The organism is Sphingobium sp. EM0848, assembly GCF_013375555.1.
Classification (GTDB): Bacteria; Pseudomonadota; Alphaproteobacteria; order Sphingomonadales; family Sphingomonadaceae; genus Sphingobium.
Genome location: NZ_JABXWB010000001.1, coordinates 732,226 through 746,580 on the forward strand (window position 1 = coordinate 732,226; position 14,355 = coordinate 746,580).

A 14,355-nucleotide genomic window follows, 5' to 3' on the forward strand; every position below is an offset into this window, starting at 1 on the left:
GGTCGCGGTCTTCCCGCGCGATGGAGGGTCTAGGAGGCCGGGGGCTTATGCTGCTCGGCCAGGAACGCCTCCAGTGCAGCCTGCTGGAAGCCTGAGATGAGCTTGCCGTCGACGATGAGCGTCGGCGTGCCGCTGATCCCCATCTTGCGCACGGCCTCGGCATCCCGGGCGACCGTGGCGGCGCCTGCCGCGCATTTGCGCAAGGTTGGCGGATGCTGGCCGGAATAGAGGGCCTTGAATGCCGCTGCCTTGTCGGGCGAGCAGAGAATATGCTCCGCCTTGGCCGACGCCTCCGGGTGGATGCCGCTCACAAAATAGATCAGCCTCTGGACTGGCTTACCCTCCGCGGCCTTCGCTGCCCAGAAGCGATCCAGCGCCTGGCAATAGGGGCAATCGGGGTCCGTGAACTCGATGACCTTGGGCGCGCCCGCCGGTCCGATTACCAGCGCGTCGGCCGGGTCGATCGCTGCCATGCGCTTTCTTGCACTGGCATCCTGGGCAAGAGCGGTGAGATTGGTGCCGTTCTTGTCGTAAATGGCCGCAAAGAGCAGATGGTCGCTCTCCGGCGCGAAATAGACCATCCGTCCGCCAGCGAGCGCCTGGTAGATCGGCCCCTTGACCGGCGCCGGCCCGAAATCCTCGAATTGGAGATTGGTGAATGTTTGCCTGAGCTGGTGCTCCGCTTCCGCCGCGGCCGCGGGCAGAGGATCGCACTTATTCTCGCCCGCGATCGCCGGAACGGCGGCGCAGAGCAGGGTGGCCGCTATCAGCTTATTGATCCGACGCATTCTGCTCTCCTATGGCAAGAGGGCTGGCGCTGTGCACCAGATCCCGATCGAAGGTGACAGCGCTCCCGATGCTGATGTTGCGAGCGATCGCCGGGCGTGGGTCGGTCTTCTCCGTGATGACGAATTCATTCCCCTGCTGCACGATCGCGAGCGGTCGGATCGCAAGCGTCACCGCATGCACGGCGCCGTCGCGGACGGGATGGGCGTGGAGCGGCGTACAGGCCAGAAGCGGCACAATTGGTGCTGAGACCGTCAATATGGTATCTCGAAAGCGCATGGCATAGCTCTCCCGTGGCGCCCCATGGCGCAGATGGCGAAACAGTGAATGTGACGGCTCGACCAGTCCTCAGCCTGTTTCGAACAGGTGGCTGCGATCGTCGATCCGGTGTGATTCGATAAATGACTTGCTCGCTCAGGCTCCGCAAGAGGCAGGGCAGTGAAGTGCCGATCCGGCGAAAGAAAGCACCAAGATTACTGGCAGGCGCAACTGGTCTCATTTCGCCAAAATGGGCAGATATTGAAACAAAATCGGCACTTCAATGCCGATAATCGTTCCATCTGCCAGGGATTTTGCCGCTGCCAGCGATAGTCCTGAACAACGATGGGCATGAATGAAAAGGAGAAACTTCAATGGTTCGAGCAACGCGCAGCTTTAAACTGACCCTCTCGCCGGCCGGGATCGACATACTGATCGAAAGTCATTGTCATCTGATTCGTGCGACACGCGCTTTGATTGCCTGGGGGACGACCCTCCATGTGGCGGTCGATCACCTGGCTACATTGCCGGCCGCGAGGATATTGGCGAATCTCAGGCAACTTGATGTGCCCCGTTATAGTGGCGAGCATGAGCATCATGTCGGAGCACCGCACCGGCTAAAGTCGGTCGCCATCGCTATAGTAGAGCGGGTCAGGACGGTCGCACCAGGGCAATCCGCGCCGACGCTCGGTGCAATTTATATCGTTGCGCTTCATGAGCTCGCGAAGGCGGATCGTGCTGCATTGTTGGAGGCATTTGGACGAGTCCAATCGTCAGATTAGCTATCGACTATTGGCCTTGGGACCGGCAATTCAAAAGACTAGCTCGGCCAATCGCGACAAAATGGCCGATGTTGTCGTTGACACTGTTGGTATTACCAACTTAGCAATGAATCAGCTGAGGCCTTGGCGGGCGGACCCTCCATAAAGGAGATGCGGTATGTCGCGAATACATGCGGCTTCCGTTGCCGAATGCCCGATCGTGGACATCAAGTTACAATCGGGACGAAAAATCGAAGAGGCACGGAAGAGATGCGGAATAACACAGCAACAATTCGCCAGAGATTCTGGCATGGGTGTCCGTTGGCTGCGCGAAATCGAGGCAGGAAATCCAAGGTCACGACTGGATGACCATCTGATCTGTTCATATCTGCTCGATCTTTCGACAGGACACATTTCCATCCCGCTCCTATTTGCGGGGCAGAAGATGAACTTCCCGCTTCAATTGGCCACAGGCGATCTCAGTGAATTCGAGCGCACGTGCATCGAAGTGATATCGCAGCGCCACCTCGACCATCTGACACGCGCGCTAACGCCCTTATGGCTGTCGACATCTGGTGAGACCGGAGTAAAAATCTGATGGCGGCAGCGATGCCCTTTGTTCAGCAACGGATCTACAACGCGCTGAAGGCGGACTATCTGTCTGGGCTTTTTGTGCCGGGACGCAGGCTCGACATACAGGACCTTGCCGACCGGCATAGCGCGAGCAAAACGCCGGTCCGAGAAGCGGCCTGTATTCTGGTCGGGGAGCGCATCCTCGGCCATCATGCCGAGAGTGGCTTCATGGTGCCAGATCCGGTTTCAACGGACATCGCGGATCAGCAGGCGTGGCATATGCAGATGCTGATCTCGATCGTTGGGGGTCTGAAAGTCTCGGCCCTCCGGTCGGCATTATTGCGATTCGACGGGGCAGTCGACGCGACAGGGCCGGTTGGCGCGGCATTGCTGACGGCGGAGATCTTCATTTCCATCGCATCGGCGTCCGCTAATCAGCGGCTCCGGGATGACATCCGGCTCACGAATGAGCGGCTCCATTATGCGCGGATTGCCGAGCTGACCAATCTGCCGCTGGCTCTGGCAGAGCTTCGGACTCTGGTAAAATCGGATGTGAGGGATCTTCAGAAAAGCATGAGACGGCGTCTGGAATCCTATCATATGCGGAGAATTGGCCGTCTGAATATGACCAGCGATAGCCGGTGATGATCGCTGATAAGTAATTATATTCATAAAAAACAAAGAGATAATGTCGGAAAGGGGTTTGCCTGCATGTTTGGGGCGGTCGTGCAGGGTATTTCTCGCCAGAATGTCCAAAAATATCGAAGAAAGTCTTCGCGCTATCCGCCCTATTGTGTCCAGGCCGCAATTCTTTGGCGGCTGATATGAAGGAGCGTGTCATGCAGAATATCGAAACCCGTGAGGAAGATTTCGTCGATCTCGGTGTCGCCACAGAGGAAACGAAGGGCGGCATCTTCGGAGTTCTCGACGTGCAGCAGTCGCTGTATATCAACGGCGGCATTTCCGACGATTGATCCACCAGGGGCGCATGGTCCTCTGATCGTGCGCCCATTTTTTGAGAGTTCGCCATGCACTTACGATTGCGGGATGGTTTACATTTCTGCAACTGCGCCGGGCGCATCGTCTTTCTCGATGTGCATACCGACCGCTATTTTGCCTTGTCTGGAAATGCTGATCAGGCTTTTCGGGCGTGGATCGCTGGCGAAGTGACCGTTGAAGAACCAGATGAGCACCTCAATTGCCTGATGAGGATAAATCTGCTCGTGCTTGAGACTGGCCAAAGCAGGACCGGTATAGAGCCTTCGCTTCAGTGTGCGACACGCGATTTTCAGCCCCGTGCGGTCGGGAGCGCGTGCATTATCGGTGCCAGGGCGTTTCTGCTCAGATACGGCGCCCGCCGAAACATTCGCTCTCAATCCCTCAGGACGATTCTTTGGGGCGTGCGGGAGCGCAAGGCAGCGTTGACGTCCTTTGCGCAGGACGCCGTGGCGGAAATCTCTCTGGCTTGCAAAGCTTTCGGATCTACGGGATGGGCCTTCCAGTCAAAGGACCAATGCCTGCCGGAATCGATCGCATTTCATCGATTGTGCCTCGATCGGGGTGTTCCGGCCTCCCTTTTTATCGGCGTCAGCGTCAACCCTTTCATAGCGCACTGCTGGGTCCAGCACGGCGATATCGTGATCAATGACCGGGTGGAACGCATACGCCAGTTTACGCCGATATTGGAGATTTGATGGCACACCGCTACCTGATCCTCATTCCGCGTGGCGGCCGGAATGAGTTGGCCATTGGCTCGATTGCCGCGCGAACCGGGATGACCCATCACAGCGCCGTTGGGTCGGCCCATCTCCTGACCAACCAAAGCGGGTCACCACTGCAATTCCCCGGGGGCTTGGTCATCGGCAATCTTTTTCACCGTCATGGCGTCGGATCGGCGCTGACCCAGTTGGAGGCGGCTGACGCAACAGCGATCGGCCAGGACGTCGTCCGCATGCTCGCCAGCCGATACTGGGGCTCCTATGTTGCGCTATGGAACGAAGGCGGCCGAACCACCATCCTTCGCGACCCGTCAGGAAGCACGCCATGCTATTACAGCCGGAGCTCGCATGCGATTGCTTTTGCGTCGGATGCAGAACTCCTGGTGGGGGCAGGCATCGTCCAACCCGCGATCGACTGGGGCGGCGTTGCCATGACGCTCTATGCCAGAGACCTACCGCTCAGCGAAACTGGATTGGAAGGCGTCACTGAACTGCTTGCCGGTCATATGGCTACCATCGTCCAGGATGAGGTGGTGGCCCGCGAATTCTGGTCGCCATGGGACTTTGTGGCCCATGATTTGAAGATCAGTCCCGAAAAGCAAGCCGAGCGTCTGGGGCGCGTCGTACACAATTGCGCGCGGAGTTGGGGCGCGACACACAAGAGGGCTGTTCTTGCTGTTTCCGGAGGACTCGATTCCTCGATAGTTGCCACCTGCTTGAAGGGCACGCTAGATCTCGACTGCTTCACGATTTCCACGGTGGAACCGAGAGGAAATGAAGAGCCATTCGCGCGAGTGCTTTGCGATGAACTTGGATTCGGTCTGACAGCCAGGACCTATCAACTGGCCGATGCAGATATTGGCGTGTCAACCTTTGCGCATTTGCCGCGGCCCGGCGGTCGCACCCATGGATTGGCCTATGATGCGCCGCTCCTACGCCTGATAAAGGACAATGGAGCCGATGCCTTTTATACAGGCAGCGGCGGAGACAATGTCTTCCATTCCAGCCAATCCGCGCGGCCGCTCGTCGACCAGTATCTCGCCACCGGACTCAATGGTGATCTGATTTCCACGTGGCGCGACATTTCCGCCCTCACCGGCGCAAGCCCATGGGAAATATTGCGTCATGCTCTGCGTGTGCCGCGACGTGGTAGCCAGAAATATCGCTGGAAATTAGATTCTGAATTTCTTTCGCGCGATGCGCTAGAGATTGTCGAGGGACGGCCCCCCTCGCATCCTTGGCTGGACTCCCCCAACAAGGCGTTGCCTGGAAAGGCCGCGCATGTCGCCATGATTTTGCGAGCCCAGCACTATCTTCACGGCTATGATCGGCGGCTTCCTTTCACGCCCATCGCGCCATTGTTGTCGCAGCCCGTCATCGAACTGTGTCTCTCGATTCCCAGCTGGTATGTGTGCCGGGGCGGCGTGGACCGGTCGGTTGCGCGCGCCGCCTTCGCCGACCGGCTTCCGCCGTTGATCCGCGATCGCAGGATCAAAGGCGGGCCGGACAGCTTTGCGATTGAGTTGCTTCAGGCAAATCTCCCGGCGGTCAGGGAGCGGTTGCTGGACGGCCAATTGGCCGCGCGAGGCATTATCGATCATGCTGCGGTGGAACTCGCTCTCCAGCCAACAAGGCTCGCAACTCGGACAGAATATGTCCGCCTACTTCTCCTGCTCGATTCCGAAGCCTGGATCGACGTGTGGCAGTCGCGGGCCGGAACGCCAGTGGCGCAGAAACTCCGCTGAAAAGCAAAGCGTCACGAGATGTGGTGTCCTTAGGGTGATGGTTCTTAATGATTCAACGCATTCTCTGAATTTAGTGTATATGTTGGCTAAATATTTCTTGCCATAATGTCCTGAAATATTCGTGAAAAATTACAATGGACTGGGTATAGTATAAGCAAGCCAAAATTTTTTGGTTCAATAAAGAGGAATATGTGATGAAGTATATTCAGACCCGCGATGATGATCTTATCGATATGGGCGCTGTCATTGAGGCAACAAAAGGCGGCGGTGCCATGATTCTTGATCATCAGCAGTCCATGATGCCTATCGGACTTTCTGACGACTGATTGATTGAGGGCGCGCGCTCGTTGGAGCGTGCGCCCAGATGTCGGCATTTTACTCCGAGAATGCATTTCGGAAAGCAAGAATGGCACCGTATCTGCTTGGTATTGAGACGCAGGGGTTGGGAGTTACCCCCCTTTACCGTTTGACGTGGCCGTCATCGCGGACAACTGGTCCTCTCGCAATTTTTCGTGCCCGTCCCGTAGCACTTCCCAATTTCGCGCTTCAGCTTGGCGCCGCCCCTCTTCGGGAAGCTCATGCTTGAGCCAGAAATTGAACCAATCCAGGGATCGCTCATAAACGGCCAGTCGGTGGGATGGCTGCCACTTAATGTGATATTCGTCGGGAAACACAAACATATCCACGGGCATGCGCGCTTGGCGCAAGGCGGTGTAGCTTTGCAGTGCGGAGAGAAGTTCGTCATCGGAACTGCTGAACAGAAGGGGGAAACGTACCTTGCGCGGATTCCGGGCCAACGAAACCTGGGACCAGAAGTCAGGATTGTCGTCGATGAGCTTTGGCCATCCTATCCGGTGCAGCATAGCGGTCGTTGCGGGGCCGAACACAATGTCTTGAATGGGGTCCCAGCAACAGGCGGAAACTGCGCCCGCTGCGAACAGATCGCTGTGTAGAGCCGCAAACTGGACCGTTGATGATCCATCGCTTAGCCCTGTAATCCCGATACTCTTCCGATCTACAATTCCGCGCCTTACAAGCTCGTTGAGCGCTACCTCGATAGACGACAAGGTGCTGCGGCGATCCGCGAACCCGACAAGGTTTTTGGCGTTCGCCTCGTCCTGGTCCTTCGCCGACCCGTCAAGTCCAACGGGCCGAGGCCGTTGTACGCTCAGAACCGCATATCCGGCATTCGAATAGAGCTGGATTGGGAATTCGTCCCCGGTTCCACCCCGCAGAAAGCCCCTCGATATATATTGCACCACAATGGTGGGATATGCCCTGCCGGGTTGGTAGCCGACAGGGTAGACCAGATCCTCGAAGCTCTGCAGGCCAAGATCGTTGAGGCTGTTGATGCGCTCCGTCTTGCCGAGCGTCAGGTTTGCGAATTCTGGATTGGGATCGAACAATAGCTCTACCTGTGATCGTTTGAGGTCGATCCGGGCGAGATGTCGGGGAACCAGCGACTGTTCGCGAGCGCATAGCAGATCATCCCCCAGTGGCTGGCAGTCGACCAGATAGTCTTGTGTTTGATAGAGCCGCCTGACGCGATTGTTGACCAAGTTCCATTCATAGATACCGGTCAAGCTATTGGCCCAACCCTCACGCCGAAGGAAGCGGACGGAATTTTTATGGGCCGTCTTCCAAATCGGTCCGATGGCGTTAGCACAGCTCTCAGCCGGGCAGTGCGTCGCGGTTCCGTCGCGCGACCGTACTGTCGGGCGGGTCACAGGTATCAGTGCCGTCGATCCCATAGTCGAGAGCCACGCGTCGGGAGGGTTGGCTGACATAAGAGCATTCTCGTCTCCACGCGGGGATCGGGGAGCGGGGGTTTCGAGCACGGCCCGCTCGGCGTCGCTGGCTGGACGTTCTGTCCCGCTGGAGAGATCGAGCGCTGTAAAAGCGGATGGCAGACCATCTTTCGCGATTGGACGATTGCTTGCGACTGGCGAGTACCGGTCATCATAATGATAGCCGGTGCGTCCCTCGATATTTATCTGCTCCCTGGTGCGGGCAAGGGCCGGTCGGGTCGAATAGATCAGGGTCTTCCCGTTCGGGAGCAGTCGAAATGCCTCAATGTCGATGTCGGTGCGTGTGATGGCATGACTATCGCTTCCGTCTGTGCGGGCCAGCCATATTTGCGTTGGACCATTTTCCCGCTTGAGGAAAAGGATTGATTTGCCGTCGTTCGACCATTGCGGCGTGATGGGGAGGGGAATGCCGGACGGCATGCCGCTCTTGCCGAAACCATCGAGCGTAGCCCTGATCAAATCCCCGCCCAGGTCAACCGGCTGGGGTATGGCTCCTGGCCGTAGCGGCACGACAAACATACCGAGGCAATAGCTGTTGGTTTCAGGGATCGCTTGGCGCAATTGCAATGCCACGGCTCGCCCGTCCGGCGAGATGGCGAATAAGCTGTGTTCAGGCAGCTCATTATTGGCTGGCCCGATGTCACGCAGGCTGACCAAATCCGCTGCTGTCAGCGCCCGGCGATATTCTTTGGGGTTAATCGAGGTAGGGGGGGTAAGGTTTCGACATTCCGTGGACGTTGGTGGTTGAACGGCCTGCGCTGTCGGTTGAGTGAAGGCAGCAGACGTGGAAGCCAGAAGCAGGGCGATGTTGATCGGCATGGATTTTTACCACTTTTTCGAAAGGGTGAGACTGACGGCGCGTCCCGTCGCCGGATAATTTGTCGAATCGAACCCCGGATCGACGCTGCTCGCGCTGCGAATGCGGGAGGGCCCACGGTCGAAGATGTTGGACAATGAGAGGGTCGCATCCACGTCCTGGAGTGGACCCATTTGGGCGCTGCTGTGCCATTGGGCTACCATATCGACCGAGAAGAAGGATCCGACGCGGACGTTGGGAGCGCGGCGGTTATCCAATGTTCCGCCGATATAGCTTCCAAAGATCGAGACGCTGAAAGGCTCATGATCCCAGGTCCCGCCGGCTTGAGCTCGCCAGTGCGGTGGATTGAAGATCGTGCCGGCCTTCTGGATAGCCGTTTGCCCGGACACAAGCTGGAGTTCACTTTTGAGATAGCTGGCAGAGCCAGTCAGATTGAGCTTGTCAGCCTTCCCGAGCGTGAGGCTGTAGTTCACTGCTAGGTCAAAGCCGTCGGCTGATTGCGTAGAGATATTCTGGAGCCGGTTGTCGATGATCGCGATGACCGTGGCGGGATCATAGGCACGTCCGGTAAAGTTCTCCAATCCAAACAGGGCGGCGTACGTCGCTGCATCAATGGCAGCACCAGACGGCTGGTTCTGAATGAACGGACTGAACGCAAGGTTCGAGAGCGCGCCAAAAAGCGAACTTATCGGAGTTCCAACGCGGTTGCCGTATCGGATGTTGAAATAGCTCCCCTCGACCTTCAGTCCGTCGAGAAATTGTGGCGTTAGTTCGACGGTCACGGACCATGTCGTCGCTCGTTCGGGCTTTAGGGTGTCATTCCCGTCGGCCGCATAAAGGACGCTGTCAGTCGGTGCAGTCCCGCTACCGAAGAAGGAGGCGGGCAGCAGCAGTGTTTGATAGCCTCTGGACTGATCGTAGAGCGTTGGAGCCTTGAAGGACTTTCCCCAGTTTGCGCGCAGCGCGACAGAGCGGTCGGGGCGATAAACGACGCCGATCTTGGGCGCCGCGATGCTACCGACATCATAATGCTTCTCATATCGCAAGGCGCCGGTCAGCAGCAGGGAGTGGATAAGTGGAAGGCTGTTTCCCTCTCCCACAATCGGAACCGCGATTTCTCCGAATGCATAGGCAACGTCCCGATGGCGATCGAAAGACTGGATCGGGGTCACGGTCGTCCCGGTCGTCTGTGAGCTATCGGTCTTCAGGCTGACGGATCGATATCCACCGCCGAGCGCCAGTCGGACGTCGCCGCCAGGCAGAGTGAGCAGAGGCCCTTCCGCAAAGGCTTCGGCGCCTTTGGTCCCGTTTTTGTATCGGACGTCGCGATGAACGTTAAGGCTGCCATTCGTGTAGGTGTCGCCGGGCACGCGGCTGGTGCTCATCCCGTAAGTGCCGTTGAGCCGGGCTTCCCATCCGGCCCCCAGGCGAATGCGCAGCGAGGGGGAAACGGAGAAGGTTTTGACCAGAGGCCGGGTGACGACTCCGTTGGTGAAGATGTCCTGATCCACGAAACTGGGCAGGTAGAGCGTCGACCGGCGGTTGCTATACTGCCCGTCAAACTCAAAGGTCAGGGCGTCGCCGAATTCCTGATGCCCAGACAATATGGCGCTGATCTGGCGTTGTCGCGGGATGAGGGTCGCTGAGCCGTCGACGGCATCAGCGAACGATCTCTGGCCAGCTCTGATGCCGGTCGAGTGGCGATAGTCGGCCGTGGCGAGTATGCCGCCGGTCGACCATTTTGTTCCAGTGACAGCGCTATATTGCTGCTCGGTGCCGGCGCCTCTTGTCGTGGTTCCCAGCCGCGCGGAGGTCCAAAGTCCCTCAAAGTCTCGTCGCAGGATGATGTTGGCGACACCCGCAACCGCGTCCGATCCGTACTGTGCCGACGCGCCGTCCGCGACAATCTCGATCCGGTCGACCGCTGCGAGCGGAATAGACGATATATCGACACCCTGCGACACGCCGTCATAGGCAATGCGGTGGCCGTTCACGAGCGTCAGCGTCGCATCAGCGCCCAGCCCCCGGAGATTGAGCGTGGAGGAGGAGGTCAGATTTTCATTGCCACCCTGTGCGCCGGCACCCACCACGCCCGGATTCTGGCCCCCACTGTAATTCTGTGGCAGGTCGCGGACATAGGCGCCAAGGTCGGATCGGCCCCGCCGCACGATGTCGCTCCGGGTCGCGGAGATAATCTGTGAAACCGGTTCACTCCCCCGAATGCGCGATCCGGTCACGAACAGCTCGACTACATTCGCCGGATCTGAAGGAAGACCCGACGCTTCCGATCGCCCCCGGATCAGGATCACGTCCTTTTGAAAGTCTGCGACAAGATCCGATCCGCGAAGGAGGAGCTGCACAGCCTCGTCGGCGCCAAATCGCCCGTGGAGCCGGGGCGCCCGCTTGCCCGCGACGGCATCGGTATCGAAGATGATTTCGCGCCCGGAAAGGCGGCTGACGGCCCGGAGCGAGTTCCCCAGGTCGTCCGCGGGAAGGTTATATTCCTGGGCACTGGTCGCCTGCGCGAACGCACCGGGCACACTGGTCACTTGTACTGCTGCAACCGCAAGAAGCAGTTGGATTTTAAGCTTGTTCCGCATACGCACCATCACCGGCCCCCGCTCATTTCCCGCCCTTTTGGCGGGACCTCACGGAGTGCATCGCAACAAAAGTGCAATCTACGGGGTCGCCTTTCAAATAAATGTCACCGGCCTTTACCGCCGGCGAAGAACGATCATGTTCGGGGTTTCACGCTTGGCTTCGAGATCGAAGAGTGAAGCCAGCCGACCGGCAACCTGCTCCGGGCTGTCAACGCGGAAACGGCCTGAAACCTTGAGATTGCCGATCGAAGGATCGGCCAGGCGAATCGCGGTCAGGGAATCGCGGTTCGTTTCCGACACGACAGCAGACAGAGGCGCGCCATCAAACTCACGCACCAGCGAAAATTCGGGCTGATTGTCTGTCGCTGGGAGTCCCGATCCTGCTTCCGTCGCGCCAAGCCGCTGAACCGGTAGCGCGAAACTCAGTTCATCGCCAATGCTTAACCTCGTGACGGTGGAATGGACCGGTTGGCCAGAAGATCGCGCGGGTCGCTCAACATCGATCGCGCCCCGCAGCAGGCGGACGACAACGCGCCCGGGCGAGGTCAGGCTGACATCAAAGAGCGTGCCGCGCGCCGTGACACGTCCGCCGCCGGCGGACACGGTGAACGGCCTCCGCTCATGCGCGACATCGAATCGGGCACTGCCGCGCTCCAGTCGCAATTCGCGCCGGTCTGCGTCATATTGCGTGCGCACTATCGTGTCCGCTTCGAGCGCGACCACGGAACCATCGGGCAGCTTCACGCTGCGTCTGGTTGCACCGACCGTGGAATAGGAGCGGCTGTCGCCGATGGCCACCTTCGACATCAACGTCTGCGGGGCGCGATCGGGGCGGGGGCGGCTGAAACCGACCCAGCCCGCAACCCCCAGAGCGAGGACCAGGGCGGCGGAAATCGCGTAGATGCGCCACGGCGTTTCCGGGACGTAAGGGGTGCTGGCAGGAGCCGTGGACTTTTCATGGGCCAGAAATCGCCCGATGGCGAAGATTTCGCCGGCTCGATTATAAGCTCCCAGATGGGCGGCTCCCAGCGAGAGCCATTTCTCGAACTCCGGGCGATACGTCTCGGCGTCCGGACCGCGCATCCGCGCGAACCACAAGCTCGCTTCCTCAAGAAGCTGGTCCATACGCTCAGGCTCCGATGACATGCCGGTCTCAGGCATCGAAGCCAATGGATTTGCTTATGCGCACGATTGCCTGGGCCACATGCCACTCCACGGTTCGAATGCTGATGCCAAGTTGATCGGCGATTTGACGATATCCGAATTCTTCCGCCCGATGCAGCAAATACACTTCCTTTGTCTTGGGCGGAAGCCCGTCGATCGCCTTGCGATAGCGCTCGCGCATATCGCTGACCTCGGCGGCTACGTCCGGTGCTATCGGTTCCATTCCGCCTCCGATCTCCATTTGGCTGGATCGCTCAGACCTTGCCCATGCTCGAACCCTGTCTGCCAGAAGATGGCGCACGATGCCATGCAGATAGGCGCCCGGGTTTGCTCGGGCTGCACCCGAGGGCGAGGCCACGAGCCGCAGAAATGCCTCCTGAACGATATCGTTTCGATCCTCTTCCGCCCAGATCCGACGCTTGAGAAAGCGCCGCAATCGTGGAGCCTCGATCCGGTAGACTTGATCGAACCCATCTGCATCAGCAGTCGCGTCGGCAGGGCTGCTGCTGGCCCTTGCCCGATTCCGATGTGGCAGCATGGGTCAAGATGCTGCCGGACGATCCGCGACGCGGATTGAATGAAGGTGAACATTTCTTGATAACATGACAAGGCCACCGATCGGCGGCGGGTCTATCTGTCCAATGCCTGAGCCCAACCATCAGGGATGGGCTCCTTGTCATGCCTGGTAGGTTAATCCTGCAACGGGTCCCAGCCAATTTTCCACGTTGCGTCATGAAGTTGCTTCAATTTTCTTACGCTTGCAAGCCTGAGTTTTTCAGGCCTCTTTCATGCGCCAATGGGCCGCCATTACCGAGCGCTGCCTTTGTCCGGGTCGGATTTTGCTGTGCGAGCGTAACGAGCTGATCGAAAAAGCTGTCCAGCTCCTCAATCGCCTCTGGGGTCAATTCGACGATTTTTCGGCGTCCGTCTTTGGGATCTCGATAGCATTGCAAAAGGCCAACCTCGACCATTCGATGAATGATCCTTTGGGAATTGCGCTCCGATTGGCTGGAGGCAGCCGTCAGCGCAGTCAATGACCTGGGTCGGGGGCGGAGATAGAGATCGAGCAGCATTTCGAACGCCGGTGCCGAGAACAGATCCCTTCCGAACCGCAGCATCATGAGATGATGCGCTTTCGATGCGAGATTCGTCATCGCAATACGGTCGAGTGCAAATGTTGACCAATTTGTCTCATGCATCATCGGCAATGTTCCTTTTCTTGATCATGTTCCATTCACGATAAATTGTTGAAAATGATTTTGGTTACAATTGGGCAATATTTCCTGATCGCTATGATTAGGTGGTTAGTGTTTGATCGGTTTAGTCGACAATGGTTCGGTGGAAATTCGAATGAGTTTGTTATTGAATGCTTTGATATTCAAAAGATATTTGCAATATATTCGTTATATATTCCATGCGGTTCTCCGGCGTTCGATCAGCGAATGATCGCACTTTTCAGCCGGTCATCTTGTAGATTCGTGCGCCAAAAGCGCGGCGAGGATTCGTTTGCGTCCATTCTCGATGCAGCGCTGCAGCGTCGCCTTATCGCGGGACGGAGGGCACCTTGATCCAGAGGAGTTGACGCTCACCCGGTCAGGCGGCATCTGGGCTCGCGCTTCCACTACAAGGTATCAAATGTCCGCCGTTGCCTCGCCCAAAGATCTTCGTCGGCAACTCATGCAGCTATGGTCTGCGGAAACGGATAAGCCCAAGGCGTTCATCTTTCTGGCGGTCCCGGGGCGGGTGCCGGGTGATGAACTCCGGCCGATCGCCGAGGAGCTTGGGCTTCAGCTCATCAACATTCACCTCAGCCAGGTGGTGACGCCTGAGCAGCATTTGCTGTTCACCCAGGATAAGCCGCGGATGGTCGTCATGTCCGGGATCGACCGACTGACACCTGGCGAACGGGACGCCTTCGTTCGGCTCATTCATAATGGTCCCAGAACGCTTCCCATCGTCCTATGTCCGGTCGATCTGCACCAGGCCCAAAGGATTGTCCGAGCCTGGGCGAGGCTGCGTGCCCTTGAGCAGGAGCAGGAAAGCCGGATGGCACGGTACGCGGCCGCAAAGGGCTCCAGCCCGCAGGCAGCAGTTCCCATTCGTGCATAGCCCGCCGTTGGTTCGC

Annotated in this window: 15 protein-coding genes; 8 read left to right on the top strand and 7 right to left on the bottom strand. The window is 58.2% G+C overall.

Annotated elements, in window-relative coordinates; all coding sequences use genetic code 11:
• Positions 1-29: 29 nt before the first annotated feature.
• A complete protein-coding gene (locus HUK73_RS03475) occupies positions 30-788 on the bottom strand; it encodes a DsbC family protein (RefSeq protein WP_176590656.1) in 759 nt (252 codons plus the stop codon).
• Positions 772-1,065, bottom strand: a complete 294-nt coding sequence (locus tag HUK73_RS03480; protein WP_176590657.1) for a hypothetical protein — start codon at positions 1,063-1,065, stop codon at positions 772-774. Before HUK73_RS03480 ends, HUK73_RS03475 begins: the two co-directional genes overlap by 17 nt.
• Positions 1,066-1,418: 353 nt before the next feature.
• Between HUK73_RS03480 and HUK73_RS03485 the strand changes: the two genes are divergently transcribed.
• From HUK73_RS03485 to HUK73_RS03515, 7 genes are all read left to right on the top strand, one after another.
• Positions 1,419-1,826, top strand: coding sequence for a hypothetical protein (locus HUK73_RS03485; RefSeq protein ID WP_176590658.1), 408 nt, complete (start codon positions 1,419-1,421; stop codon positions 1,824-1,826).
• A gap of 157 nt (positions 1,827-1,983) precedes the next feature.
• Positions 1,984-2,403, top strand: a complete 420-nt coding sequence (locus HUK73_RS03490) for a helix-turn-helix domain-containing protein (RefSeq protein ID WP_176590659.1) — start codon at positions 1,984-1,986, stop codon at positions 2,401-2,403.
• The gene (locus HUK73_RS03495; protein WP_176590660.1) at positions 2,403-3,023 is read left to right on the top strand and encodes a GntR family transcriptional regulator; all 621 of its coding nucleotides are present in this window, start codon (positions 2,403-2,405) and stop codon (positions 3,021-3,023) included. Before HUK73_RS03490 ends, HUK73_RS03495 begins: the two co-directional genes overlap by 1 nt.
• A 194-nt stretch (positions 3,024-3,217) precedes the next feature.
• Entirely contained in the window at positions 3,218-3,352 is a 135-nt protein-coding gene (locus HUK73_RS03500) for a benenodin family lasso peptide (RefSeq protein WP_176590661.1), read from the top strand.
• 54 nt (positions 3,353-3,406) lie between these two features.
• Complete coding sequence (locus tag HUK73_RS03505; protein ID WP_176590662.1) at positions 3,407-4,072, top strand: lasso peptide biosynthesis B2 protein; 666 nt, start codon at positions 3,407-3,409, stop codon at positions 4,070-4,072.
• Positions 4,072-5,841 (top strand): asparagine synthetase B family protein, encoded by a 1,770-nt coding sequence (locus HUK73_RS03510; protein ID WP_176590663.1) that lies wholly within the window; start codon positions 4,072-4,074, stop codon positions 5,839-5,841. The genes HUK73_RS03505 and HUK73_RS03510 overlap by 1 nt, the downstream gene beginning before the upstream one ends.
• Positions 5,842-6,035: 194 nt before the next feature.
• Entirely contained in the window at positions 6,036-6,167 is a 132-nt protein-coding gene (locus HUK73_RS03515; protein WP_255326317.1) for a benenodin family lasso peptide, read from the top strand.
• 123 nt (positions 6,168-6,290) lie between these two features.
• Here the strand turns inward: HUK73_RS03515 and HUK73_RS03520 are convergent, their stop codons facing one another.
• The 5 genes from HUK73_RS03520 to HUK73_RS03540 form a co-directional block, all read right to left on the bottom strand.
• Complete coding sequence (locus HUK73_RS03520) at positions 6,291-8,468, bottom strand: Atxe2 family lasso peptide isopeptidase (protein WP_176590665.1); 2,178 nt, start codon at positions 8,466-8,468, stop codon at positions 6,291-6,293.
• 6 nt (positions 8,469-8,474) lie between these two features.
• Positions 8,475-11,015, bottom strand: coding sequence for a TonB-dependent receptor (locus HUK73_RS03525; protein ID WP_176590666.1), 2,541 nt, complete (start codon positions 11,013-11,015; stop codon positions 8,475-8,477).
• A gap of 165 nt (positions 11,016-11,180) precedes the next feature.
• On the bottom strand, positions 11,181-12,191 hold the full coding sequence (locus HUK73_RS03530; protein ID WP_255326183.1) for a FecR domain-containing protein: 1,011 nt from the start codon (positions 12,189-12,191) through the stop codon (positions 11,181-11,183).
• Positions 12,192-12,219: 28 nt separating this feature from the next.
• On the bottom strand, positions 12,220-12,768 hold the full coding sequence (locus HUK73_RS03535; protein ID WP_176590667.1) for an RNA polymerase sigma factor: 549 nt from the start codon (positions 12,766-12,768) through the stop codon (positions 12,220-12,222).
• A 214-nt stretch (positions 12,769-12,982) separates the two neighbouring features.
• On the bottom strand, positions 12,983-13,432 hold the full coding sequence (locus tag HUK73_RS03540) for a MarR family winged helix-turn-helix transcriptional regulator (protein ID WP_255326184.1): 450 nt from the start codon (positions 13,430-13,432) through the stop codon (positions 12,983-12,985).
• Positions 13,433-13,865: 433 nt separating this feature from the next.
• Here HUK73_RS03540 and HUK73_RS03545 point away from each other — a divergent pair, with 433 nt between their 5' ends.
• Positions 13,866-14,339, top strand: coding sequence for a hypothetical protein (locus HUK73_RS03545; RefSeq protein WP_176590668.1), 474 nt, complete (start codon positions 13,866-13,868; stop codon positions 14,337-14,339).
• The last annotated feature ends 16 nt before the right edge of the window (positions 14,340-14,355 follow it).

Coding starts and splice junctions, on each gene's coding strand:
- HUK73_RS03520 (WP_176590665.1), bottom strand. CDS start 8,468: ATGCCGATCAACATCGCCCTGCTTCTGGCTTCCACGTCTGCTGCCTTC.
- HUK73_RS03545 (WP_176590668.1), top strand. CDS start 13,866: ATGTCCGCCGTTGCCTCGCCCAAAGATCTTCGTCGGCAACTCATGCAG.
- HUK73_RS03500 (WP_176590661.1), top strand. CDS start 3,218: ATGCAGAATATCGAAACCCGTGAGGAAGATTTCGTCGATCTCGGTGTC.
- HUK73_RS03485 (WP_176590658.1), top strand. CDS start 1,419: ATGGTTCGAGCAACGCGCAGCTTTAAACTGACCCTCTCGCCGGCCGGG.
- HUK73_RS03505 (WP_176590662.1), top strand. CDS start 3,407: ATGCACTTACGATTGCGGGATGGTTTACATTTCTGCAACTGCGCCGGG.
- HUK73_RS03535 (WP_176590667.1), bottom strand. CDS start 12,768: ATGCTGCCACATCGGAATCGGGCAAGGGCCAGCAGCAGCCCTGCCGAC.
- HUK73_RS03490 (WP_176590659.1), top strand. CDS start 1,984: ATGTCGCGAATACATGCGGCTTCCGTTGCCGAATGCCCGATCGTGGAC.
- HUK73_RS03515 (WP_255326317.1), top strand. CDS start 6,036: ATGAAGTATATTCAGACCCGCGATGATGATCTTATCGATATGGGCGCT.
- HUK73_RS03480 (WP_176590657.1), bottom strand. CDS start 1,065: ATGCGCTTTCGAGATACCATATTGACGGTCTCAGCACCAATTGTGCCG.
- HUK73_RS03510 (WP_176590663.1), top strand. CDS start 4,072: ATGGCACACCGCTACCTGATCCTCATTCCGCGTGGCGGCCGGAATGAG.
- HUK73_RS03475 (WP_176590656.1), bottom strand. CDS start 788: ATGCGTCGGATCAATAAGCTGATAGCGGCCACCCTGCTCTGCGCCGCC.
- HUK73_RS03540 (WP_255326184.1), bottom strand. CDS start 13,432: ATGATGCATGAGACAAATTGGTCAACATTTGCACTCGACCGTATTGCG.
- HUK73_RS03495 (WP_176590660.1), top strand. CDS start 2,403: ATGGCGGCAGCGATGCCCTTTGTTCAGCAACGGATCTACAACGCGCTG.
- HUK73_RS03530 (WP_255326183.1), bottom strand. CDS start 12,191: ATGGACCAGCTTCTTGAGGAAGCGAGCTTGTGGTTCGCGCGGATGCGC.